This is a genomic window from Flavobacterium hibisci, from assembly GCF_020026925.1.
In the GTDB taxonomy this organism is placed as follows: domain Bacteria; phylum Bacteroidota; class Bacteroidia; order Flavobacteriales; family Flavobacteriaceae; genus Flavobacterium; species Flavobacterium hibisci.
Window position 1 is genome coordinate 64603 of the sequence record NZ_JAIQDW010000011.1, and the last position, 20553, is coordinate 85155.

Below are 20553 nucleotides of genomic sequence, written 5' to 3' on the forward strand. Positions count from 1 at the left end.
TGAAAATTAATCAGCGAATAAACCCAAAGCAATGTTAAACCCTTTAGTTTTAAAATTTAGAATTCGTAATATTATATATGAAGAATATTAAAATTAAAGACTATGGAAACTAATAATTTAGGCTCTAAAAAAATAAACGGAGTACAAAAAAATATAGACGAACAAAAAGGGAAAAATATTTCACACGACGGAAAAACCGATGATGCAAATTTAAAAAAAGAAGTAGTTGCCGATGCCAGTGGTAATGAAAAAGTTGTTGAAAGAGCAAGAAATGAAAACGAGGATATTAGAAAAGTTAAAGGTGATATAAATCCTGATAATCCAAATTCGAACAGAGGAGTTTCTACGGAAGAAGAGGCAAAAAAAACGGTCGAAAACAAAGACCATAATTCGGATATTACAGCAAACCGTTATTCGAATTCAAATCCTGAAAGTCATGAAGACAGAGGGAACATGAAATTAGATGAAGATAAATAATAATGAAAAAATGACAGATTTCACAGGCTTTTTTGGAAAATAACATTTGATTAGCATATGTGGTTAATGTTATGATAAACTCAGGTTTTGTGGAGGTAACTAAAGAATGACTTCGTAAATTTAAAAGACAATTTTAAAATTTATGAATATGGCACTTTTAGAAAATAAGGTAGCTTTTGTTTCAGGAGGTGGTTCAGGAATCGGACGCGCAGTTGCAGAAGCCTACGCTCGAGAAGGAGCAAAAGTAGTAGTTTCAGATATTAATGTTGAGCATGGTGAAGAAACTGTGAAAATTATAAAGGATAACGGAGGAGAAGCTTTTTTCGTAAAAGGAGATTCTTCGAGTGCCGCAGATAATAAGCACATGGTTGAAGTGACAGTTTCAAAATACGGCCGATTGGATATTGCCTGTAACAATGCCGGAATGGGCGGTCCCGCAAAACCAACTGGGGAATATGAACCGGATGCGTGGGATAAGGTAATTGCCCTTAATTTGAGCGGTGTATTTTATGCCTGTCGTTATCAACTGGAACAGATGGAGAAAAACGGAGGAGGCAGCATTGTTAACATTGCTTCGATTCACGGACAAGTTGCAGCTCCAAATAGTCCTGCCTATACAGCTTCAAAACATGGCGTTGTAGGATTAACAAAAAACATAGCGGCAGAATACGCTCAAAAAAATATTCGCTGTAATGCAGTTGGGCCCGGTTATATCGAAACCGCTCTGTTAAAAGACAATTTAGATAAAAGTATGATGGATGCTGTGGCTGCAAAAGCACCAATGAATCGTTTAGGTACATCAGAAGAAATTGCAGAACTGGTTGTATTTCTGAGTTCTGAAAAATCTTCTTTTACTACCGGAAGTTATATAATTGCCGACGGAGGTTATACTGCGGTTTAAGAATTTTGAAAGAAATTATTTAAGGCTGTCTGTTTTTTCAGATGGCCTTTTTTTGTACTGTTTTGTTAAAAAGAAATAGTATTGAAAATGCAGATTTAGCTACTTAATTGTTGTTTTGTTAAAATTATTAAATATAAATTCTTTAAAAATAGTGTTTTGTTGTGAAATCTTCATAAATTTAATGTGTTTAATTTTATAGTTTTATAATATTCGCTTAACTTTAAAGGGTATAAATTTGACTTCTAAAAACTCTATTTTTTTGAATATGAAAAAGATCTACTCGGTACGCCATTTAATGGCTTTTTTAAGTTTTTTTTATTGCTTTTCTTTAAGTGTAAATGCACAGACAATGCCGGAAGCACAGAAACTTCCTTACAAACAGGATTTTAAAGATTTAGGAACAACTTTTCCTTCAGGAATTCAAGGCTGGTCTGCCAGTACTCCTTCAAGCTTACCAACTCCATCAAATTTTACAACCTCGGGTACTATAGTAGGAAATAAAGGTCTAACTGCAGGTTCCGCTAGTTCTACTTCTGGAGATGTTTACAATTTTAATGAAAAAATGGGGATTTTAAATGCAGGAAACTTTCTTGATCAGGCAATTGGTCTTGCAGTAGAAACTACTAATTTGTACGGAATTCAAGTGCAATATGATGCGATGGTGATTCGTAATCCAACAGGAGTAGGAAGCCCGGCAACCACTAGAATTAATGAATTTGTATTACAATACAGAGTCGGGACAACAGCGGCGTTCACAACTTTGCCCACTACGGTTTATGTCAATAATTCAACTCAAAAAATAGGAGCTGGAGATACTTCGGCACAAAATCCTCAAGTAATAAAAGTAACATTGCCTTCAGACTGTGATAATCAGCCGATCGTGCAGCTTAGATGGATTGCAAGACAACTTTCAGGTTCAGGTTCTCGTCCTTCTTTCGCGATTGACAATATTGATGTAAATAGTGATCACACGGCACCGGTAAATGAAACCGGATTTCCACAATCTGCCAATATATCCTCAACCCATTTTGATTTTTCTGATAAGTTGAATGAAATTGGAAAAACTTATTATGTTTTGCTTACTGGCGGAAGCACAACACCAACTCCTGTTCAGGTAAAATCAGGATTGGATGCTAACGGAAATGCTGCTTTACAAGCAGGATTTTTAACTATAGCAGATGCTTCATCGGCTTATACGAAAAATATTGCTGGTTTAACGCTATCAACTGCCTACAGCGTATTTTCTGTTTCTGAGGATGAATATGGAAATTTACAAACAGCAGTAAATAAAGTAGATGTTACAACAGCAGCAACAGCACTACCAGTAGTAACAACTTCTGTAAGTGCCTTAGATTTGGGTGCTAATGAATTAAACTTCGAATCAGCATCTAAAAGTTATCAAATTCAGGCAACAGATCTTCTAAGTGATTTAACGGTTAGTGTTACACCAAATTTTTCAATCTCAAAAGATAATGTAACGTTTGTTTCAACACTTATTTATACTGCGGCTGATTTTGCTTCAAATGCTTCACAGACGGTTTATGTAAGATTTAATCCAAATTTGGCGGGTGCTTTTACAGGTCAGATTACACATGAATCTACTTCTGTTATTAAAAATTTATCTTTAGCAGGAAGAGGATTCAATCCATACGTTCAAAATTTTGATGATCCAAATGTCTTAAGCAACAGTGGCTGGACACAATACGATGTAGCTGGAACTTCCAATAAATGGGCATACACTACAACAGCAAGAAATGTAAATTCTGGAACGGGAGCGGTTCTTATGAATGGCTATTCGGATAGCGGTGCGAGTAAAGACTGGTTGATTTCGCCAAAATTACGTTTAGATACTTTTGACAAATTACCATTGTTATCTTTTTATTCCCGTAAGTACTTTCAGGGACCTGCTTTAAAATTAATGGTTTCTACCAATTATGATGGAGTAAGCAGTCCGGAAACAGCAACATGGACAGAAATCAATGGCAATTTTCCAACTGCAACAGATTCGTATGTTAAATCTCAATATATTGATTTATCAGCATTTAAAACTAATCATACTTATGTAGCCTGGGTTTATGAAACTGCAATTGGAGGTGGTTCAGGAAATGCTGCAGAATGGTCATTTGATGATTATGCCATTACAAACGAATCTGGTTATGTGGCTTCAAACCCTGTTTTAGATTTTGGAACTGTAGATCAAAACGCGATTTCGACTTCACAATCTTTTGCTTTTAAAGCCAAAGGATATGGAGATGTAACGATTATTGCACCTGCAGGTTATCAGATATCCGTAGATAATAGTACATTCCAAAACAGCATTATTTTGACAGAAGCCGATGCTTTTGCTGGAAAAACTTTGTATGCGAGATTCGCGCCGACTGCAAAAGAATTTAAAATTGCCGGTCCGCTAACAGTTACAGGAACTTCTTTAAACAAGCAAGTCGGTTCTTTAACGGGATCTTCACTTCCAAAAGCAGATACTTTTGATGTTGTAACTTATAATTTAGAGTTTTTTGGTGCTCCTACCTCAGCTTACGGACCGAGTAACAAAGCATTACAGCTCGATAACATAGCAACAGTAATGAACAAACTAGATGCGGACGTTTATGTAGTTCAGGAAGTTTCAAGCGATGCTCAAATTGATAATTTGATTCAAAAACTAAATGTAAACGGAAAAACATTCGATAAAGCCATTTCAACATCATGGTCGTATTCTTGGGATCCAAACCCTTCAGATCCAACTTTTCCGCCTCAGAAATTGGTTGTAATTTATAATACTCAAACTACTACGATTAAAAAGACTCGTGTAATGTTTAAAGATTTTTATGATGAATTACGTGCCGGAACCAAAACTTTGGCTAATTATCCAGGAGGTTCTAACAGCAGTTTCTTTTCTTCTGGCCGCCTGCCTTATATGGTGACTTTAGAAACGAATCTTAATGGCGTTAAAAACGAAATCAATTTTATAGATCTTCACGCTCGTGCAAACAGCGGATCAGATCTCTCACGTTACAACATGCGTAAATACGACACACAGGTACTAAAAGACAGCTTAGATGCACATTATGCAAATGCTAATTTGATTCTTTTAGGAGATTATAATGACGATGTAAAAGCATCTGTTATTGCGGGACAGCCATCTTCTTACGAAGCTTTTGTAACAGATACCAATAATTATAAAGCACTAACTTTAGAAATTAGCCAGGCGGGTGCCTATAGCTTTTTAAGTTCAGGCGGATTTTTAGATCATATCACGATTTCAAATGAGTTAGTTAATCAATATATTCAAGGTTCTACGGCAGTTTATGATCCTCGTAATGAAATTGCAGATTATACTGAAACAACTTCAGATCACGGACCTGTAGTTGCTCGTTTTCAGTTGAAGCAGGATTTATTATCAACGCCAGATTTTGCTAAAAACAATTTTTATGTAAAAGCATATCCAAATCCAGTGACCGATGTTGTTCGTTTTGATTTGAAGAATTCAGATAAAAACCTGAAATTGAGATTTTATGATATCAATGGGCATTTGACTGGAAATTCAATTGATGTAAAAGCAACCCAGGATATAAGTACGACCGAAATTCCGGTGAGTCATCTGCAATCGGGAATTTATATTTATACTTTGACAGAAAATAACAAAGTTGTGTTTAAAGGAAAGATTATAAAAAAATAAAGGATACTCATATAAACTAAAGCAGGCAGCTCATTTGGGGCTGCCTGTTTTTTTATTAGGATTATTAAATGTCAAATAATTTTTGTGCTTTTGAAATAATAGATTCATTTTCTGATATTTCTAAAAAATAATCCAGTTGCCATTGCTGCGTTTTTTGAGCTTGTTTGCTGCTAGTAAGATCCCATGGAGGATAGACTCTCATGGCTCTTTTACCTTCTTTGGTTGAGGTAGAGAAAATCCCTTTTTCTAACAGAACAGTTTTTGGAAATATAAATTGCCCAAAATTATTTTCTTTTCGTACACTAATAACGACAAAATCTATCAGGTCCAAATAATCAAATGGTTCAATCGTTCCGGAGCTATTACGTTTCCATAAAGTTACAAATTGCCCTGTTTTTGTTGGCGTAATTTTAGCTTTTCTGTAGCAGATTTTTTTATTGTTGATCTCAAAATGATAAGCGCTATATTCTGCACTTTCGGCTTCTGGGTGCGGTTCAGTGCATGTTAAGTCACAAAGGTCAAAAAACTGTTCTTTTGCACGAATTAAATCATCTGATATTGATGCTGAATTAGTCCATGGATTATGATCTGCCATTAGCTATAACTTAAAAAGAAACATTCAGACCAAAATTGAATGACCATTGAAATTGGTTAAAAGTTTGATTATTCAGCGGATTGATGTAGTAATTCATCCCCGGTTCAACAAAAACATGTGTTTTTTTGTATAATTGGTATTGAAAAGTACTGCTTAACAAAGAACCGTAAATAAAATCATTTGCATTTAAATTTCCTCCTATAGAATTTCCGTTTAAAGTCACATTGTTTGAAATCAGTTTTCCAACAAAACCTCCTGTATTCAGACTAATATTTGTTTTGTTTTTATTGAGTATGGAATAGGAAACTTCAAGAGGCATTTCAATATATTTTAGACTTTGATCCATATTACCAGTTTCTAAATTATCGCTTTTTAATGCGGCTTGCGTATTTTTTGAAACAAAAACATAATTAGAATTACTTGTAATTTGTGGTGCAATTACTGAAGGACTATCGTATGAATAGCTGTTTGTTAATGGGTATGCTGATGTTTCATAATGATTGTAATAAGAAACATTAGCAATACTTTGTCCTAATTCGTTAATTTTTAGACCAGAACTAACAGCCCATTTTTTATTGAGTTTATAGTTGGCTTTTACACCGTATGAATTTGTTTGCTTTGATTCATTAACATTTCCGAGTGTTTTTTGATTATTGTAGTTTTCAGAATTTGCTATTCCTGCAAAAACATCCAAAGACCATTTTTCAGAATCATTGACATTATTGATATCTTTTTCTTTTTCTGTTTTAACTTCGGCAATGCCTTTTTCTAAATTTTGTAATTCTGCTAGTTGAACAGAATCTTTACTGCTTAATGAATTGGCAGATATAGAGCTGTTTTTTTGAAAATTATCAGCAATAATTGATTTATTTGCTGCTGTTGTTGTATGGTCAGTATCTTTTTGAGTATTTTTTGAAGTTACATTGGAAGCATTTAAAGCAACACCAGTATTGTTTATAGAACTCGCTTTATCTTCTAAAACTGAATTTGGTATTTCATTATTTGAAAAAGAACTGAACGAATTTTGTTTTCCCGGAGCAGAAGTTTCTTCAGCCACAGTCTGATTCATATTTGCTTTTTCAGTTGGTATTGAATTATTTAAAAGAGAACTAGGTGAGTGCTGTTTTTCTGGAGAGAAAGTTTTCTCAGCTATATTCTGGTTTATGTTTGTTTTTTTAGTTGGTATTGAATTATTTGAAAGAGAACTGGATGAGTGCTGTTTTTCTGCATCGAAAGTTTTGTCAGCTATATACTGATTTTCATTTGTTTTTTCAGTTGGTATAGAATTGTTTGAAAGAGAATTAAATGAGTTTTGCTTTCCTCCAAGATATGTTTTTTCGGCTACAGCCTTATTCAGATTTTCTGTATCAATGTTGGGATTTTGTTTAGTAATTCCGGAATTAATTTTCTTTTTAGTGTCGATATGAGTAATTGATGTTCTATGCGTATTGGTTATTGGCGCATTATTAAGTGGATTTTCTCCATTTTCTACAGATGGATTTTCAATAATAGCAGGTTTAATTTCGATGTTATTTTTTTCAATAGATCTTGTCTGGTTGTTTAGGTTATTGTTGTTTTCATCAATAACAACACTTTTTTCAGTAGCTCCGTTATTTATTTTTTCAATTCCTGAATTTGAATTAAAATTAGAAATGGTAGGAAGTAGTAATCCTAATAACAGGCATGCAGCAGCTGACCACCAAAGAATTGCTCTTTTTTTCTTTTTAGGTTTATCAAGTTCTTCTTCAATTTTATTCCATAATTCGGGTGGTGGTACACTCGAGAAATTTTCGATTGATGAAAAAATATCTTCTATTTTTTGCTTTTTCATGCCGTTTTAAAATTTTTAATACTCAAAATTCTTTTTTGTAAAATTCTTTTCGCCCTGTTTAAATTGGATTTCGAAGTTCCTTCTGAAATTTTGAGTTTATCCGCGATTTCTCTGTGTTTCATTTTTTCAAAAACATATAAGTTAAAAACCATGCGGTACTGATCTGGTAATTCCCTAATATATTCGAGTAATTTTTCCTGGGGTATCGGAATAATATCTAATTCCTCTTCTTCTACAAAATCAGTATCGGGATCAAAAACATCCAAAAAGAAACTTTCTTTCTTCTTCTTATTTAATGTTTCGATTAATTTATTGATAAAGATTCGTTTTAGCCAGCCTTCAAAGCTGCCTTCAAATTTATACTGATGGATTTTTTGAAAAACAATGACAAACGCTTCCTGAAAAACATCCTTGGCATCGTCTTCGTTTTTCATATATTTTAAGCAAATACCATATAAAACAGGCGAGAACAACTGATAAATTTTCAGTTGTCCTGCTCTGTCATTTTGGATACATTGTTTAATATATATGTCTAAATCGTCTTTCAAAAATGGGGTGGTTGGTTTTGGCAAAAATAACTTTTTTTATACTCTTAACCTATTTTTTATAGATAGGATATGTTTCTTTGGTTATTTTTAGTTTTTGATTATCAAGGTTTTAAGTGATGCGTGTTTGCCTTGATTCGTTTAGACTTTTAAAAGTAAAATTTTGTCTTTAATGGCCTTCTTAAACGCTTTCACTTCTGTACTCTGATCTGCTGTATCAACATTGTCGATATAGATTTTTGTTGTACTGGCACCTTGATGTAGTTCAAAATAAACACCGCCCTGATTTGCCGGGTCAGGAGTTCCGTAGGTTTTGGTCTGACCTTTTAAGCTTAAGATTTCAGTTGGTACACTTTTCAGGAACAGCGTATATTCACCTCTTTTTATTGTAGCAGTATTTTTATACTTACCAAATTCATAATTTCCGGTAGTAACATTTAAGAATTTAAGAATATTATAATCGTTTAACTGGAAAAAGTCATTTGCTGATCCAAAAGTTCCAATTACAATATTGTCTTTGTTTTCTGTAGTTTTGTTAAAATAGATAGGTTTTGTCGTTTTAGGAATCAAAACATAATCAGAAGGATAGTTAGCACCTGGAGTAGTTGTCTCTCCTGTTTGCGGTCCGTACTCATAAAAATTGACAACAATCTGGCAATTGTTTTCTACAATCGAAGTAACCTTTATACCAAAACCAGTGCTTGTTTTTTGCCCTGAGTAAATACCAATCAGAAAATTATTGCTGAAGTTAATAGCCGGATCACTTCCTGGGCATGGATTAGTAGTATTTTGTGTAAAATACTGATTTAATTTTTCCTGTGTGTTTATAATTAAAGCGGCAGGATTAGGAAATTGTTCTTTAAGGTTATAATTACAAGCAAGAGGATAGCCGGTAAAGGAAACATTCGTATATACGCCACAAGTGTCCTGAGGTAAATCATCATTCAGCGAGCAGGCACTGAATCCAAAAGCTATAAATAAGCTTAATATTAACTTTTTCATCATTTTATTTTTAGGTTTATAAATAGTAGATGTAATGATTTTAAAAAGGTTGCGTCGAAAATGTTTTTTTTAAAGTAGCTGAATTGTTTATTTAATTTAGAATGGTTACTAATTCGTGAAATTTTATTTCGAAAGACTAAAACTACGTATTATTGCGTACTTTTACGTAAAAATTAACGTAGTTATGTTGGATATTCTTCCGCTTTTATTAGTTTTTGTAGTGGCTGTATTCTTAGGTGTTTATTTAGGAAGAACAGTGTCTTCGGCTAAATTTGAATCACAAAAAGTAAGTTTGAATGAAAAACTTAATGCAGCAAATTCGCAGCTTTTGCTTCAAAAAGAACAATTTTTAAGTGAAAAAAACAGTTTCGAAAAGCAGCTTCATTTATTAAATTCTGAGAAAGAAAATATCCGAAACGAAAAAGACAGCCTGGCAATCCAGCTTTCTAAAAAAGAAGTTGATTTTGAAAATTTGTGGGAGCGCCATAAAGAACAGAAAGCAGAAATAACGGCACTACAGGAAAAATTTACCAAAGAATTTGAAAATCTTGCCAATAAAATCCTTGAAGAAAAGTCGGCAAAATTTACCGAACAAAATTCTGTGAATATGAAAAATATCCTGCTTCCTTTACAGGATAAAATTCAGGGTTTTGAGCAAAAAGTAGAACAAACCCATAAAGAAAGCATTGATTACCATGCAGCCCTTCGTCAGCAGATTTTAGGTTTAAGCGAAATGAACATGCAAATGAGCAAAGAAACTTTGAATTTGACAAAAGCACTGAAAGGTGACAGTAAAATGCAGGGAAACTGGGGCGAACTGGTCCTGGAACGCGTGCTCGAAAAATCGGGGCTTGAAAAAGGAAGAGAATACGAAGTGCAGCAAAGTTTTATAAATGCAGATGGAAATCGGGTATTTCCGGATGTGGTAATTAATCTGCCTGATGGTAAAAAAATGATTGTGGATTCAAAAGTGTCTTTAACGGCTTACGAAAAATGGTCGAATGAAGAAGATGAAATCTTTAAAAATGAATTCTTAAAAGAACATGTAAGTTCTTTAAAAAGACACGTGGAACAGCTTGGAAGCAAAAACTACCACGATTTGTACCAGATTGAAAGCCCGGATTTTGTTTTATTGTTTGTTCCAATAGAACCTGCCTTTGCTATAGCGCTAAACCAAGATCCGGAATTGTACAATAAAGCTTTTGCACGAAATATCGTGATTGTGACACCAACGACTTTACTGGCTACTTTACGTACCATCGACAGTATGTGGGCCAATCAGAAACAACAGGAAAATGCTTTTGAAATTGCACGTCAGGCTGGCGCATTGTATGATAAATTCGAAGGTTTTGTAACGGATTTGGTAAGAATCGGGAACAAAATAAAAGATACCAAAACAGAATATGAAAATGCGATGAATAAACTGTTTGAAGGAAGAGGAAACCTGATTTCCAGTGTTGAAAAACTAAGAAAAATGGGAGCCAAGGCTAAAAAGACACTTCCGGAAAATATTATTGCCAGAGCTTCTAATTCGGATGAAAACCAATTAGTAAATTAATTTTCATTTTAAATAAAACGAACCAAAACCATAAATTAGAATAGTAAATGACTACAGATTTTAAACCCGTTTCTTCATCAAAGATTAGTATTTCCGAATTAATGCTTCCGTCGCATACCAATTTTAGCGGAAAAATTCATGGAGGCTATATCTTGCAGTTGCTGGATCAGATTGCTTTTGCCTGTGCCTCTAAATTTTGCGGCAATTATTGTGTAACGGCTTCAGTAGATACGGTAAACTTTTTAAAACCTATTGAAGTAGGAGAACTCGTTACCATGAAAGCCTCGGTAAATTATGTCGGAAGAAGCTCTATGGTAGTAGGTATTAGAGTAGAGGCAGAGCATATTCAGACCGGTGTTGTCAAACATTGCAATTCTTCTTATTTTACGATGGTCGCCAAAGATACTGATGGGAAAAGTGTTCAGGTTCCCGGATTAATTTTAACCAATCTGGATGAAGTGCGTCGTTTCAGAAAATGCATCAAACAAATTGAAACTAAAAAAGAAATAGAAGAACATGCAAAAGAAGCCAAAGTAAATTCAATTGAAGATTTGGCAAATTTAGACAAGTACAATGTATTGGTAGAGATTGGATAATAAATAAATAAAAATAAGATGGTAAAGTTTGGCTATACAATTTTATATGTAGAAGATGTGGAGATATCCCTTTCATTTTACGAAAACGCTTTTGGGTTTTCAAGAAAATTTATAACTCCTGAAAATGATTATGGTGAATTAAGCACAGGAGAAACTACAATTTCATTTGCTTCCAAAAAACTGGCCTCTCAAAATTTACCTGAAGGTTTTGTTGAAAGCAGCTTAGAAGATAAACCTTTTGCAATAGAATTAGGTTTTATAACCGATGATGTTGGTGAATTGGTACAAAAGGCAACTTCATTAGGAGCTGTTTTAGTTTCAGAGCCTAAACAGAAACCATGGGGGCAAATTGTGGCTTATGTACGGGATCTGAATGGGTTTTTAATTGAAATCTGTACGGCAGTTGAAAATTAAGCTTTGATTCAATCGTTTTCGTTTTAATTTCACAAAATTTTAGCATAAAATCATCAGACATGCTCCTGAATATTTCGTAAATTTAAGTGTATAATCACTGAATTACACTATTTTTTACGGAGTACGCCATTCGATTTTTAATCTTAGTTTTCTTTCTTAAAAATCAAATGACATAATTGTTTAAATGATGACGATTATGAAAAGAACTATATTTTTTATTTTAATGTTTACCGCCTGCTCAATAATGGGGCAGGAAAAAATTTCAACAAATAAGGCAATAATCAATTTTGAAGCTACTGTACCTTGTTTTGAAGAAATTAAAGCGGTAAACAAATCGGTTATGATTATTTTAGATCCTAAAGCGAGTACTTTTTTATGTACTGTTCCTATGCGTGATTTTCATTTTAAGCTGGATTTGATGGAACAGCATTTTAATGAAAATTATCTTGAAAGTGATCGGTATCCAAAAGCTGTTTTTAAGGGCAAAATCGCAAAATTTGACTTAAAAGATATTGATGAAACCGAAAAAGAATACGTAATCAAAGGAAGGCTGATGATTCGCGGTAAATACAAAGAGATTGAGGTAAAAGCTTTTCTGAAAAAAGTATATGGAGGAATACAAATCAAATCTGATTTCCCAATTGCTGTTGCCGATTTTGATATTGCTATCCCGGATAGGATTTCTTCTAAAATTGCGAAAACAGTCAATACCGAGCTAAACGGTATTATAGGAAATGATGAAACGATGCTGCTGACTTTAAAATAAACATTTTCAGGAAACACAGTTTGATAGTGCCGTTTTCAGATCTTCAAACTGAAAATGGAAACCTTTTTGCTTTATTTTTTCAGCTGATACCCTTTTTCCTGTCAGTACAGCAATGCTCATTTCGCCAAGGACTATTTTAAGTACAAAAGCCGGAACCTTTGGAAGCCAGATAGCATAACCAAGTATGTTTGCAAGTGTTTTAGATAATATCTCATTTGTAGTGTTATCTAAAACAGTTGCATTATATGGACCATTTAATTCTTTATCCTGAATGGCTTTTAAATAGATACCACACAAATCTTCAATGTGGATCCAGGGCAAATATTGTTTCCCTGTTCCTAATATGGTTCCGAAACCCATTTTAAAACCAGGCAGCAGTTTTTTAAGGAAACCTTCGTTTCTCCCTAAAACAATTCCGGTCCTGATTTTTACAGATCTGATGCCTAAAGATTCGATTTTAGTTACTGCATCTTCCCATTTTTGGCAGGTAGTACCTAAAAAGTCATTGGCAAGAGGGCTGTCTTCCGTACAAATTTCATCCGATGTTTCAGCTCCGTAAATCCCAACTGCCGAAGCAGATACAAAAGCTTCAAGGGATTTATTGTGTTTTTGCAAAACCGAATAAATAAGTTCGACAGGTTTTACACGGCTTTCTAAAATGTCTTTTTTACGCTTTTCTGTCCAGCGTTTTTCCACAATTCCTTCTCCTGCAAGGTGAATAATGAAATCTGCATTCAAAACCGCATTTTCGTCAATATAATTTCGGTTAATGTCCCATTGGTAATAGGTAATAAAATCAGTATTGTTTCGTGGGCTTCTGCTTAAAATGGATACCGAAAAATCATTCGCTATCAGTACACTGGTAAGATGTTTACCAATGAATCCGGTTCCTCCTGTCAGTAATACGTTTTTAGCCATAACAGTTTATCATTTATTTAACAGCAGTTATTGTTTAAGTATTCGTAAAGATAGTTAAACATTTCTTACCTTTAAGGCAAATTCTAAATTTAAAAGAAATGGCTCCTAAAAATAAGATAATCAGTAAAGAAGATATTGTTTCAATATACATGAATGAAGTGCTGGAAAAAGGCGAAAAACCAAAATCCGTTTATCATTTTGTTAAAGATAAGGATTTTACAGAGGCCGAATTTTATTCTTTTTTTGGAACGCTCGAAGGTTTGGAAAAAGAAATTTTCAGATTGTTTTTTGATAACACTGTGAAGTTATTGCACCAACACGAGGAATATCCGCAATATGATATGAAAAACAAAATGCTGAGTTTTTATTTTACCTTCTTCGAAATCCTGACAGCCAACAGAAGTTATGTACTGCAATCACTGAAAATAGACAGAAATCCACTGAAAAACTTAACGCAGCTTACTTCGCTCAGGGATAGTTTTAAAGCATATGTTGCTGAAATCCTGACGGATGATTACAGGCTTGAAGTTGAAAAACTGCAGAAGTTTCAGGAGAAAACCATTCAGGAAAGCGCCTGGCTGCAATTGATGCTGACCATAAAATTCTGGAAAGATGATGCATCTCCAGCTTTTGAAAAAACAGATATTTTTATTGAAAAATCGGTTAATGCTTCCTTCGAATTAATGAATGTTGCGCCAATGAACCATCTGATAGATTTAGGGAAATTTCTCTTCAAAGAAAAAATATACAGCAAACAATGAAAACAATCGATTATATCCCAACGTCAAAAATAGAACGAGCGGGAAAACTCGTTCAAACAGGGGCTAAAATTGGCGTAAACTACGTAAAGCATTATGCGGAAAAAATAGTAAATCCCGATTTGACGCGCGATAAACTCAATGAAAATAATGCCGAAGACATTTACGACGGACTAAAAAGCCTGAAAGGAAGTGCCCTTAAAGTTGCTCAGATGCTGAGCATGGACAAAAACTTTCTGCCTCAGGCGTATGTAGAGAAATTTTCGTTATCACAATTTTCTGTTCCGCCGCTTTCGGCTCCGTTGGTTTTAAAGACTTTCAAGAGCAATTTTGGCAAAACACCTTATGAAATTTTTGATGAATTCAATGCGAATTCTGTTAATGCTGCGAGTATCGGGCAAGTGCATCTCGCCAAAAAAGATGGTAAAAAACTCGCGGTTAAAATTCAGTATCCGGGTGTTGCCAATAGCATTTCATCCGATTTGGCTTTGGTAAAACCAATTGCGATCCGAATGTTTAACCTACAGGGGAAAGATTCTGATAAATATTTTAAGGAAGTTGAAGACAAACTCATCGAAGAAACCAATTATTTGCTGGAATTAAAACAAAGCCAGGAAGTGGTTAAAGCCTGCAGTAAAATCGAAAACATTCTTTTTCCGAATTACTATCCGGAATTTTCCTCAGAGAAAATTATTACGATGGACTGGATGACCGGAATTCACCTTTCGGAGTTTACGGCCAAAGATTTTGATCGTGAAACCGGAAATAAAATTGGTCAGGCGCTTTGGGATTTTTATATGTATCAAATTCATGTTTTGCGAAAAGTGCACGCCGATCCGCATCCCGGAAACTTTTTGGTTGACGATCAAAACCGACTGATTGCGTTGGATTTTGGCTGTATGAAACAAATTCCGAATGACTTTTATATTCCGTATTTCGAACTGATCAATAAAAATGTTATTACTGATAAAGATCTTTTCAACGATAAATTATTCGAATTAGAAATCCTTCGCACAGACGATACTCCTGCTGAAATCGAATATTTTACAACAATGTTTCATGATTTGTTATCATTGTTTACGAAACCTTTTCAAAACGAAACTTTCGATTTTGCTGATGAGGAATTTTTCAACGCTATTGCCGAATTAGGAAAACGTTTCTCAGAAGATACCAACTTAAAAAAAATGAACGGAAACCGTGGATCCAAACATTTTATTTACATGAACCGTACGTTCTTTGGGCTGTATAATTTAATGTTTGATCTGAAAGCAAAAATTGTAGTTGACGAATTTCAAAAATACAAATGATAAAAGAAATGACAGATCTGGAAAAAGACAGAATCATAGAAATGGCTTGGGAAGACAGGACTACTTTTGAGGCTATCTTTATGCAATTTGGTTTAAAAGAACAGGAGGTTATCGATTTAATGCGAACCGAAATGAAAGCTTCAAGTTTTAAAATGTGGCGGGAACGTGTTCAGGGTAGGAAAACCAAGCATGCAAAATTGAGGGATTTTAAAGAAGGTCGTTTTAAATGTTCCAGACAAAGAGCTCTAACTCATAATAAAATTTCGAAAAGATGAGAAACATTCTAATGGTTGGTGGAAGCAAAGGTATTGGAAGAACTATTTTAATGCAGCAGTTAGAAAATAACAAAGTATTAAATATCAGTCGGACAGAACCCGATTTTTTCCATTCAAACCTGACTCATTTTAGTCTGGATGTTTTGAAGGACGAACTTCCTCCTGTCGAAAATATAGATACACTAATTTATTGTCCCGGATCGATTACTTTAAAACCTATCTCAGGTCTTAGTGTTGATGATTTCAGAAATGACTTCGAAATTAATGTGATAGGTGCCGTAAAAGCAATCCAGAAATATTTGCCTGTTTTAAAAAAAGGCAACCAGCCTTCAATCGTTTTATTTAGCACCGTTGCGGCTAAATTAGGAATGCCTTTTCACGCTAGTATTGCAACTGCAAAAGCAGGAGTTGAGGGTTTGGTGAAATCACTAGGAGCAGAATTGGCTCCCACAATACGTGTCAATGCAATTGCACCCACAATCACCGAAACTTCACTTTCAGCTTCCATACTCCGAAACGATCGCATGAAAGAAAATATGATCGAACGACATCCGATGAAAAGTTATTTAAAGCCTGATGAAGTGGCGAACATGGTCGATTTCCTGATTTCAGAAAAAGCAAATTCTATTTCAGGTCAGATTTTCGAAATGGATTACGGTCTGGTGACTTTTAAAATCTAAGGGAGATGAAAATTCTGCTAACCGGCGCTACAGGTTATATAGGCAAACGGATTTTGCCTGTTTTGTTAGCACAAGGTCATGACGTAGTTTGCTGTGTCAGGGATAAAAACAGATTTTATGTACCGGAAGATTTTCAGGAAAAAATACAGGTAATCGAAGTCGATTTTTTAGATAAATCAACCCTGGTAAATATTCCGGCAGATATTGATGCTGCATTTTATCTTATTCATTCTATGTCCGGTTCTGATACTAATTATGATGAACTCGAAAGCATTTCGGCAACGAATTTTTCAGAGAGGATCAATCAAACCCAGGCGCAGCAAATTTTATATTTAAGCGGAATCGTAAATGATAAATCACTGTCAAAACATCTGTCTTCCCGAAAAAATGTCGAAAGCATTTTAGCAAAATCAACAGTTCCGCTGACGACTTTAAGAGCAGGAATTATAGTAGGATCCGGAAGTGCTTCTTTCGAAATTATCCGTGATCTCGTCAACAAACTTCCGGTCATGATTACACCCAAATGGCTCAATACAAAATGCCAGCCTATTGCCATCAATGATGTATTGGAATTCCTTTCAAAATCACTTTTTAATCCGCTAACCTATAATCAGAGTTTTGATATTGGAGGTCCTGATATTCTAACCTACAAACAAATGCTGCTGGCTTTCGCCGAAGCAAAAAATCTAAAAAGATATATTTTTACCATTCCGGTAATGACACCCAAACTGTCATCGTACTGGCTGTATTTTGTGACCTCGACTTCCTATAAACTGGCAACCGCTTTGGTCAGCAGCATGAAAGTAGAGGTAATTTGCAGGGATCACCGAATTAATGAACTTTTAGGTGTAAAGCCCATCACTTACAAAGAAGCACTTTCAAGAGCCTTGTTAAAAGTGGATGAAGATAAAGTGGCTTCAAGCTGGAAGGATTCACTCATCAGCGGCAGGTTCAGCCAAAGTCTTTCTTCGCATATAAAAGTGCCTAAAAAAGGCTGTTACATTGACCGGCGAAAAAAAGAAATTCTGGATCGCGATTATACCATTAATCAAATTTGGTCTATTGGAGGTGATACCGGCTGGTATTATGGTGACTGGCTCTGGAGCTTGAGAGGTTTTATCGATAAGCTGTTTGGAGGCGTTGGTTCCCGTCGCGGCAGGACCAATAAACACAATATTTATCCCGGAGACGCACTCGATTTTTGGCGCGTTCTTTACGCCAATAAAAAAGAAGGAAAACTGATTTTATACGCCGAAATGAAACTGCCAGGCGAAGCATGGCTCGAATTCAAAATCATTCACAATACATTATATCAGGCGGCAACTTTTAAGCCCAAAGGAATCTTGGGAAAATTATATTGGTATTCCGTTCTGCCTTTTCACGGCTTTATCTTCAACGGAATGCTCAATAAACTCATTAAGTAGTTTTAGGAGCGTACTCCAGCTGTACACTGTATCTTTTGTGGCGAACCCCGCCACAAAAGGATGCCGTTTCCATCTGGGCTATGGCATTTAGGTTTCATAAGAGCCATCAATAGAATTACATCACATGATTTGTAAATATTTATTTCTATATTCGTAAATAAATATTGTATGTAGTTGTCAGACATAGCCACCCAATTTCAGGTAGATAAGTCGGATATTCGTTAGACATATACGAGTTAGTAAACATTTTGAAAACTGCAATGAAAGAAATATATCCTGAATTAATTGACTATATTTTTCAATACTGTTGGGAATATTATTCCGAGGAAGAAAGAAAAGCTAAAGACCATTATATTGGAGTCTTAAAATTTGGAAAGTATCCAGAAAATATACATCCAAAAATTGATCAAGCAAAACAAAGATTCTTAACGAAAGATGTTGAAGCACTAAAATTGTTAGAAAATGGATATCCAGAATTCATTAAAAATACTTCTACTAGAATTTACAATGAACACAGAAAAGAACTAGAATTAAATTTATGCGCAAAATGCGGCAAAATAGCAAGAACTCCTGAAGCCAGACAATGTAGATTTTGTGGAAATGATTGGCACTGAATAAAAAAACGTTTGTTAATAGCTGTTTCTCACAATTGCGAATTTTGTTATAAGTTCAAGTTCACGTTTCGCAAGAATTTTTATCTTTAATAGAAAATAATTCTTTCCGAAGCTCGTAACTGACCAGAAGTGGCGGGATGTTAGCTTGAAATGTGGTCACAAAGAAAATCAACAGACATGAAGCATATAAAAAGAAAATTTTTGTTAACTCACAATGTTGAGGAAGACGGCTACCAATTTTTGGTTGAACAAATGAGTAAACGGGTCGCTAAAAAAAACATTAATATTAAAAATCATGTTCCGCATATAATAACCTCCCTCTGGTGCTCGTTTGCAACGAGTACCCACTTCCTTGATTAACGAAAATAAAGCGTTTGCAACGCGGCTAATTAAGACAGACTACCATAACGGCTCAATCTCTACGCTGCAAAACATTGTATTATCCTGCTCGTAATTTCTATAGCTGCTATTTACATAATCTCTTTCATGAAAAACGATTTCAGCCTCAACAGGATTATAATGTATGTAGTTTACACGTTGTTCCATTTTCTCTAAATTGTCTAATATAACAGGATGAAAGCCATCTTGCCATAATTTGTAATTCTTGGCTCTTCCTGTTTTCTGAGCTTCAAAACTAAATTTCCGTAATAGCCATTCACGTCTGCTTTCAGGATGCTCTTTTATGGCTTCTATTAATTTTTTGGAAGTATATTTTTTAAAATCACGAACAACATTTTGCAGCTCCCCATCAAAAGCTGTAACAATTAAATGTATATGGCTGCTCATATATACATAGGCGTGTACAGTCAATGCTTTTTCTTTGATACAATAATTTAGCGACTCGTTTAAGATATTACAATAGATGGGGCGCACAAACAAATCTACCCAATCTACAATTGTAATGGTAATAAAAGTTGGAACAGTACTATCAATAACTTTATATTTCTCAGACATTCTTTTTCTCTAAATATATAATTTATAAGAAAATTACGAAATAAAAAAGCAGAAGTATTTGTTTTAAGAATGCTTCTGTTTAGTGATCCGCGTTGCAAACGCTATGATTTGTTTTCATAATTTAAGTAGGTACTCGTTGCAAACGAGCACCAGAGTGAGCGAAAGAAAAAAAACTTTAGCATGCCTGAAATACTGTTGTCATAACGCCATTCTACTTTTGTGCTATTATTAATTTAAAACAAAAGAAAGATGCGTAAAGTAAATCTAGTATCATTGAGAATTATTACCGCTGACATAAAGAAATTAGTTAAGTTTTATGAGGGTGCAACAGGAACAACAGCTAAATGGGCAACAGATGACTTCGCAGAGGTAATATTGGAATCTTTTACCTTAGCAATTGCAAGTACACGAACATTGGCTTTTTTCGGAGATGACGTTGCAGAACCTGCAACTAACAAAAGCATTATCATTGAGTTCCTTGTTGAGAATGTAGATGATAATTACGAAATGATTAAAGGGATGACTAGTGAAATTGTTCAGAAGCCGACGACAATGCCCTGGGGTAATCGTTCTTTACTCTTTCGTGATCCAGATGGGAATTTGATAAACTTTTTTACTCCTGTAAGTGGCGAAGCAAAAAAGAAATTTCAATAAAGAATAAGCCCAGCTGGAAGGGGCTTTGCTATATGGAGAAGAAATAAGAATTTAGAATTAGCATTTATAGCAAGTTTTATACTAAACAGGGACTGACCATTTGCAGATGATTCGCGTCTTTAGTTATCAATTACTATTGTGACGGATTAACTAAAGCGTGAAATAATAAATAACCTCTATGTTAAGAAATTATATTCAATTATTTAAAATCATTATTTTGTAAATATTTATTTATATATTAGTAATAAATAGTACATGTGCTTATAAGACATGCTACCCAAAATATCGTGCTTTTATGGCTTAAATATAGATCTTACAACACAATTCCAATATAAATAAACTAATTTCAAGAACATGAATTATCTTATATTAGGCATACATTATCCCAAAGAGGGTTGTTTTTAAAATATATTGAAAGTAGCAGAAAAAGTTTGTGAAGTAGCAAAAACTTGTGAAGGATTAGTTGATGCGGGTTCGTGGTATGATGAGAAAAATGACAGGATTATTATGATGTCATTATGGGAGAATGCAGAATCGGCTATGAAAGCAAGTGAAAATTACGTACAATAATTGCAGAAGCGCCGTTTTCAGATTGGGAAAGAAAACCA

Annotated in this window: 21 protein-coding genes; 15 read left to right on the forward strand and 6 right to left on the reverse strand. The window is 34.5% G+C overall.

From position 1 onward, the window contains the following. Nucleotides 1–102: 102 nt before the first annotated feature. The 3 genes from K8B81_RS12655 (at nt 103) to K8B81_RS12665 (ending at nt 5054) form a co-directional block, all read left to right on the forward strand. Entirely contained in the window at nt 103–477 is a 375-nt protein-coding gene (locus tag K8B81_RS12655) for a hypothetical protein (RefSeq protein ID WP_223681945.1), read from the forward strand. A 148-nt stretch (nt 478–625) separates the two neighbouring features. Then, nucleotides 626–1378, forward strand: a complete 753-nt coding sequence (locus tag K8B81_RS12660; RefSeq protein ID WP_223681946.1) for an SDR family NAD(P)-dependent oxidoreductase — start codon at nt 626–628, stop codon at nt 1376–1378. Between the two features lie 265 nt (nt 1379–1643). Further along, complete coding sequence (locus K8B81_RS12665) at nt 1644–5054, forward strand: T9SS-dependent choice-of-anchor J family protein (protein WP_223681947.1); 3411 nt, start codon at nt 1644–1646, stop codon at nt 5052–5054. Between the two features lie 64 nt (nt 5055–5118). On the opposite strand, the gene K8B81_RS12670 is transcribed toward K8B81_RS12665, so the two are convergent. The 4 genes from K8B81_RS12670 to K8B81_RS12685 all read right to left on the reverse strand — a co-directional run bounded on the left by K8B81_RS12670 (nt 5119) and on the right by K8B81_RS12685 (nt 9027). Continuing rightward, on the reverse strand, nt 5119–5649 hold the full coding sequence (locus K8B81_RS12670; RefSeq protein ID WP_223681948.1) for a MepB family protein: 531 nt from the start codon (nt 5647–5649) through the stop codon (nt 5119–5121). A gap of 10 nt (nt 5650–5659) precedes the next feature. Further along, complete coding sequence (locus K8B81_RS12675) at nt 5660–7480, reverse strand: hypothetical protein (protein WP_223681950.1); 1821 nt, start codon at nt 7478–7480, stop codon at nt 5660–5662. After that, a complete protein-coding gene (locus K8B81_RS12680) occupies nt 7477–8028 on the reverse strand; it encodes an RNA polymerase sigma factor (RefSeq protein WP_317196961.1) in 552 nt (183 codons plus the stop codon). The genes K8B81_RS12675 and K8B81_RS12680 overlap by 4 nt, the downstream gene beginning before the upstream one ends. 138 nt (nt 8029–8166) lie before the next feature. Then, a complete protein-coding gene (locus tag K8B81_RS12685; RefSeq protein ID WP_223681954.1) occupies nt 8167–9027 on the reverse strand; it encodes a protease complex subunit PrcB family protein in 861 nt (286 codons plus the stop codon). A gap of 184 nt (nt 9028–9211) precedes the next feature. On the opposite strand from K8B81_RS12685, the gene rmuC reads away from it, so the two are divergent. The 4 genes from rmuC to K8B81_RS12705 all read left to right on the forward strand — a co-directional run bounded on the left by rmuC (nt 9212) and on the right by K8B81_RS12705 (nt 12361). Next, nucleotides 9212–10585: a DNA recombination protein RmuC gene (gene rmuC, locus K8B81_RS12690; RefSeq protein WP_223681956.1), complete on the forward strand. Its 1374-nt coding sequence runs from the start codon at nt 9212–9214 to the stop codon at nt 10583–10585. Between the two features lie 47 nt (nt 10586–10632). Further along, nucleotides 10633–11181, forward strand: a complete 549-nt coding sequence (locus K8B81_RS12695) for an acyl-CoA thioesterase (protein ID WP_223681958.1) — start codon at nt 10633–10635, stop codon at nt 11179–11181. An 18-nt stretch (nt 11182–11199) separates the two neighbouring features. Continuing rightward, nucleotides 11200–11595: a VOC family protein gene (locus K8B81_RS12700; protein WP_223681960.1), complete on the forward strand. Its 396-nt coding sequence runs from the start codon at nt 11200–11202 to the stop codon at nt 11593–11595. Nucleotides 11596–11791: 196 nt separating this feature from the next. Next, nucleotides 11792–12361 carry a YceI family protein gene (locus tag K8B81_RS12705; protein WP_223681969.1) on the forward strand — a complete coding sequence of 190 codons (570 nt, stop codon included), beginning with the start codon at nt 11792–11794 and terminating at the stop codon, nt 12359–12361. 6 nt (nt 12362–12367) lie between these two features. On the opposite strand, the gene K8B81_RS12710 is transcribed toward K8B81_RS12705, so the two are convergent. Further along, entirely contained in the window at nt 12368–13279 is a 912-nt protein-coding gene (locus K8B81_RS12710) for a TIGR01777 family oxidoreductase (protein WP_223681971.1), read from the reverse strand. A 98-nt stretch (nt 13280–13377) separates the two neighbouring features. On the opposite strand from K8B81_RS12710, the gene K8B81_RS12715 reads away from it, so the two are divergent. The 6 genes from K8B81_RS12715 to K8B81_RS12740 all read left to right on the forward strand — a co-directional run bounded on the left by K8B81_RS12715 (nt 13378) and on the right by K8B81_RS12740 (nt 18337). After that, complete coding sequence (locus K8B81_RS12715; protein WP_223681973.1) at nt 13378–14040, forward strand: TetR family transcriptional regulator C-terminal domain-containing protein; 663 nt, start codon at nt 13378–13380, stop codon at nt 14038–14040. Continuing rightward, on the forward strand, nt 14037–15344 hold the full coding sequence (locus K8B81_RS12720; protein WP_223681975.1) for an ABC1 kinase family protein: 1308 nt from the start codon (nt 14037–14039) through the stop codon (nt 15342–15344). Before K8B81_RS12715 ends, K8B81_RS12720 begins: the two co-directional genes overlap by 4 nt. After that, the gene (locus K8B81_RS12725; protein ID WP_223681977.1) at nt 15341–15619 is read left to right on the forward strand and encodes a TIGR03643 family protein; all 279 of its coding nucleotides are present in this window, start codon (nt 15341–15343) and stop codon (nt 15617–15619) included. Before K8B81_RS12720 ends, K8B81_RS12725 begins: the two co-directional genes overlap by 4 nt. Beyond that, a complete protein-coding gene (locus K8B81_RS12730; protein WP_025572292.1) occupies nt 15616–16299 on the forward strand; it encodes an SDR family NAD(P)-dependent oxidoreductase in 684 nt (227 codons plus the stop codon). The genes K8B81_RS12725 and K8B81_RS12730 overlap by 4 nt, the downstream gene beginning before the upstream one ends. A 5-nt stretch (nt 16300–16304) precedes the next feature. Further along, entirely contained in the window at nt 16305–17723 is a 1419-nt protein-coding gene (locus K8B81_RS12735) for an SDR family oxidoreductase (RefSeq protein ID WP_223681978.1), read from the forward strand. Nucleotides 17724–17983: 260 nt separating this feature from the next. Further along, nucleotides 17984–18337 (forward strand): hypothetical protein, encoded by a 354-nt coding sequence (locus tag K8B81_RS12740; protein ID WP_223681979.1) that lies wholly within the window; start codon nt 17984–17986, stop codon nt 18335–18337. Between the two features lie 399 nt (nt 18338–18736). Here the strand turns inward: K8B81_RS12740 and K8B81_RS12745 are convergent, their stop codons facing one another. Further along, on the reverse strand, nt 18737–19291 hold the full coding sequence (locus K8B81_RS12745) for an REP-associated tyrosine transposase (protein WP_223681980.1): 555 nt from the start codon (nt 19289–19291) through the stop codon (nt 18737–18739). Nucleotides 19292–19540: 249 nt separating this feature from the next. On the opposite strand from K8B81_RS12745, the gene K8B81_RS12750 reads away from it, so the two are divergent. Both K8B81_RS12750 and K8B81_RS12755 read left to right on the forward strand, forming a co-directional pair. Further along, the gene (locus K8B81_RS12750) at nt 19541–19945 is read left to right on the forward strand and encodes a VOC family protein (RefSeq protein WP_223681981.1); all 405 of its coding nucleotides are present in this window, start codon (nt 19541–19543) and stop codon (nt 19943–19945) included. 411 nt (nt 19946–20356) lie between these two features. Continuing rightward, entirely contained in the window at nt 20357–20515 is a 159-nt protein-coding gene (locus K8B81_RS12755) for a hypothetical protein (RefSeq protein ID WP_223681982.1), read from the forward strand. The last annotated feature ends 38 nt before the right edge of the window (nt 20516–20553 follow it).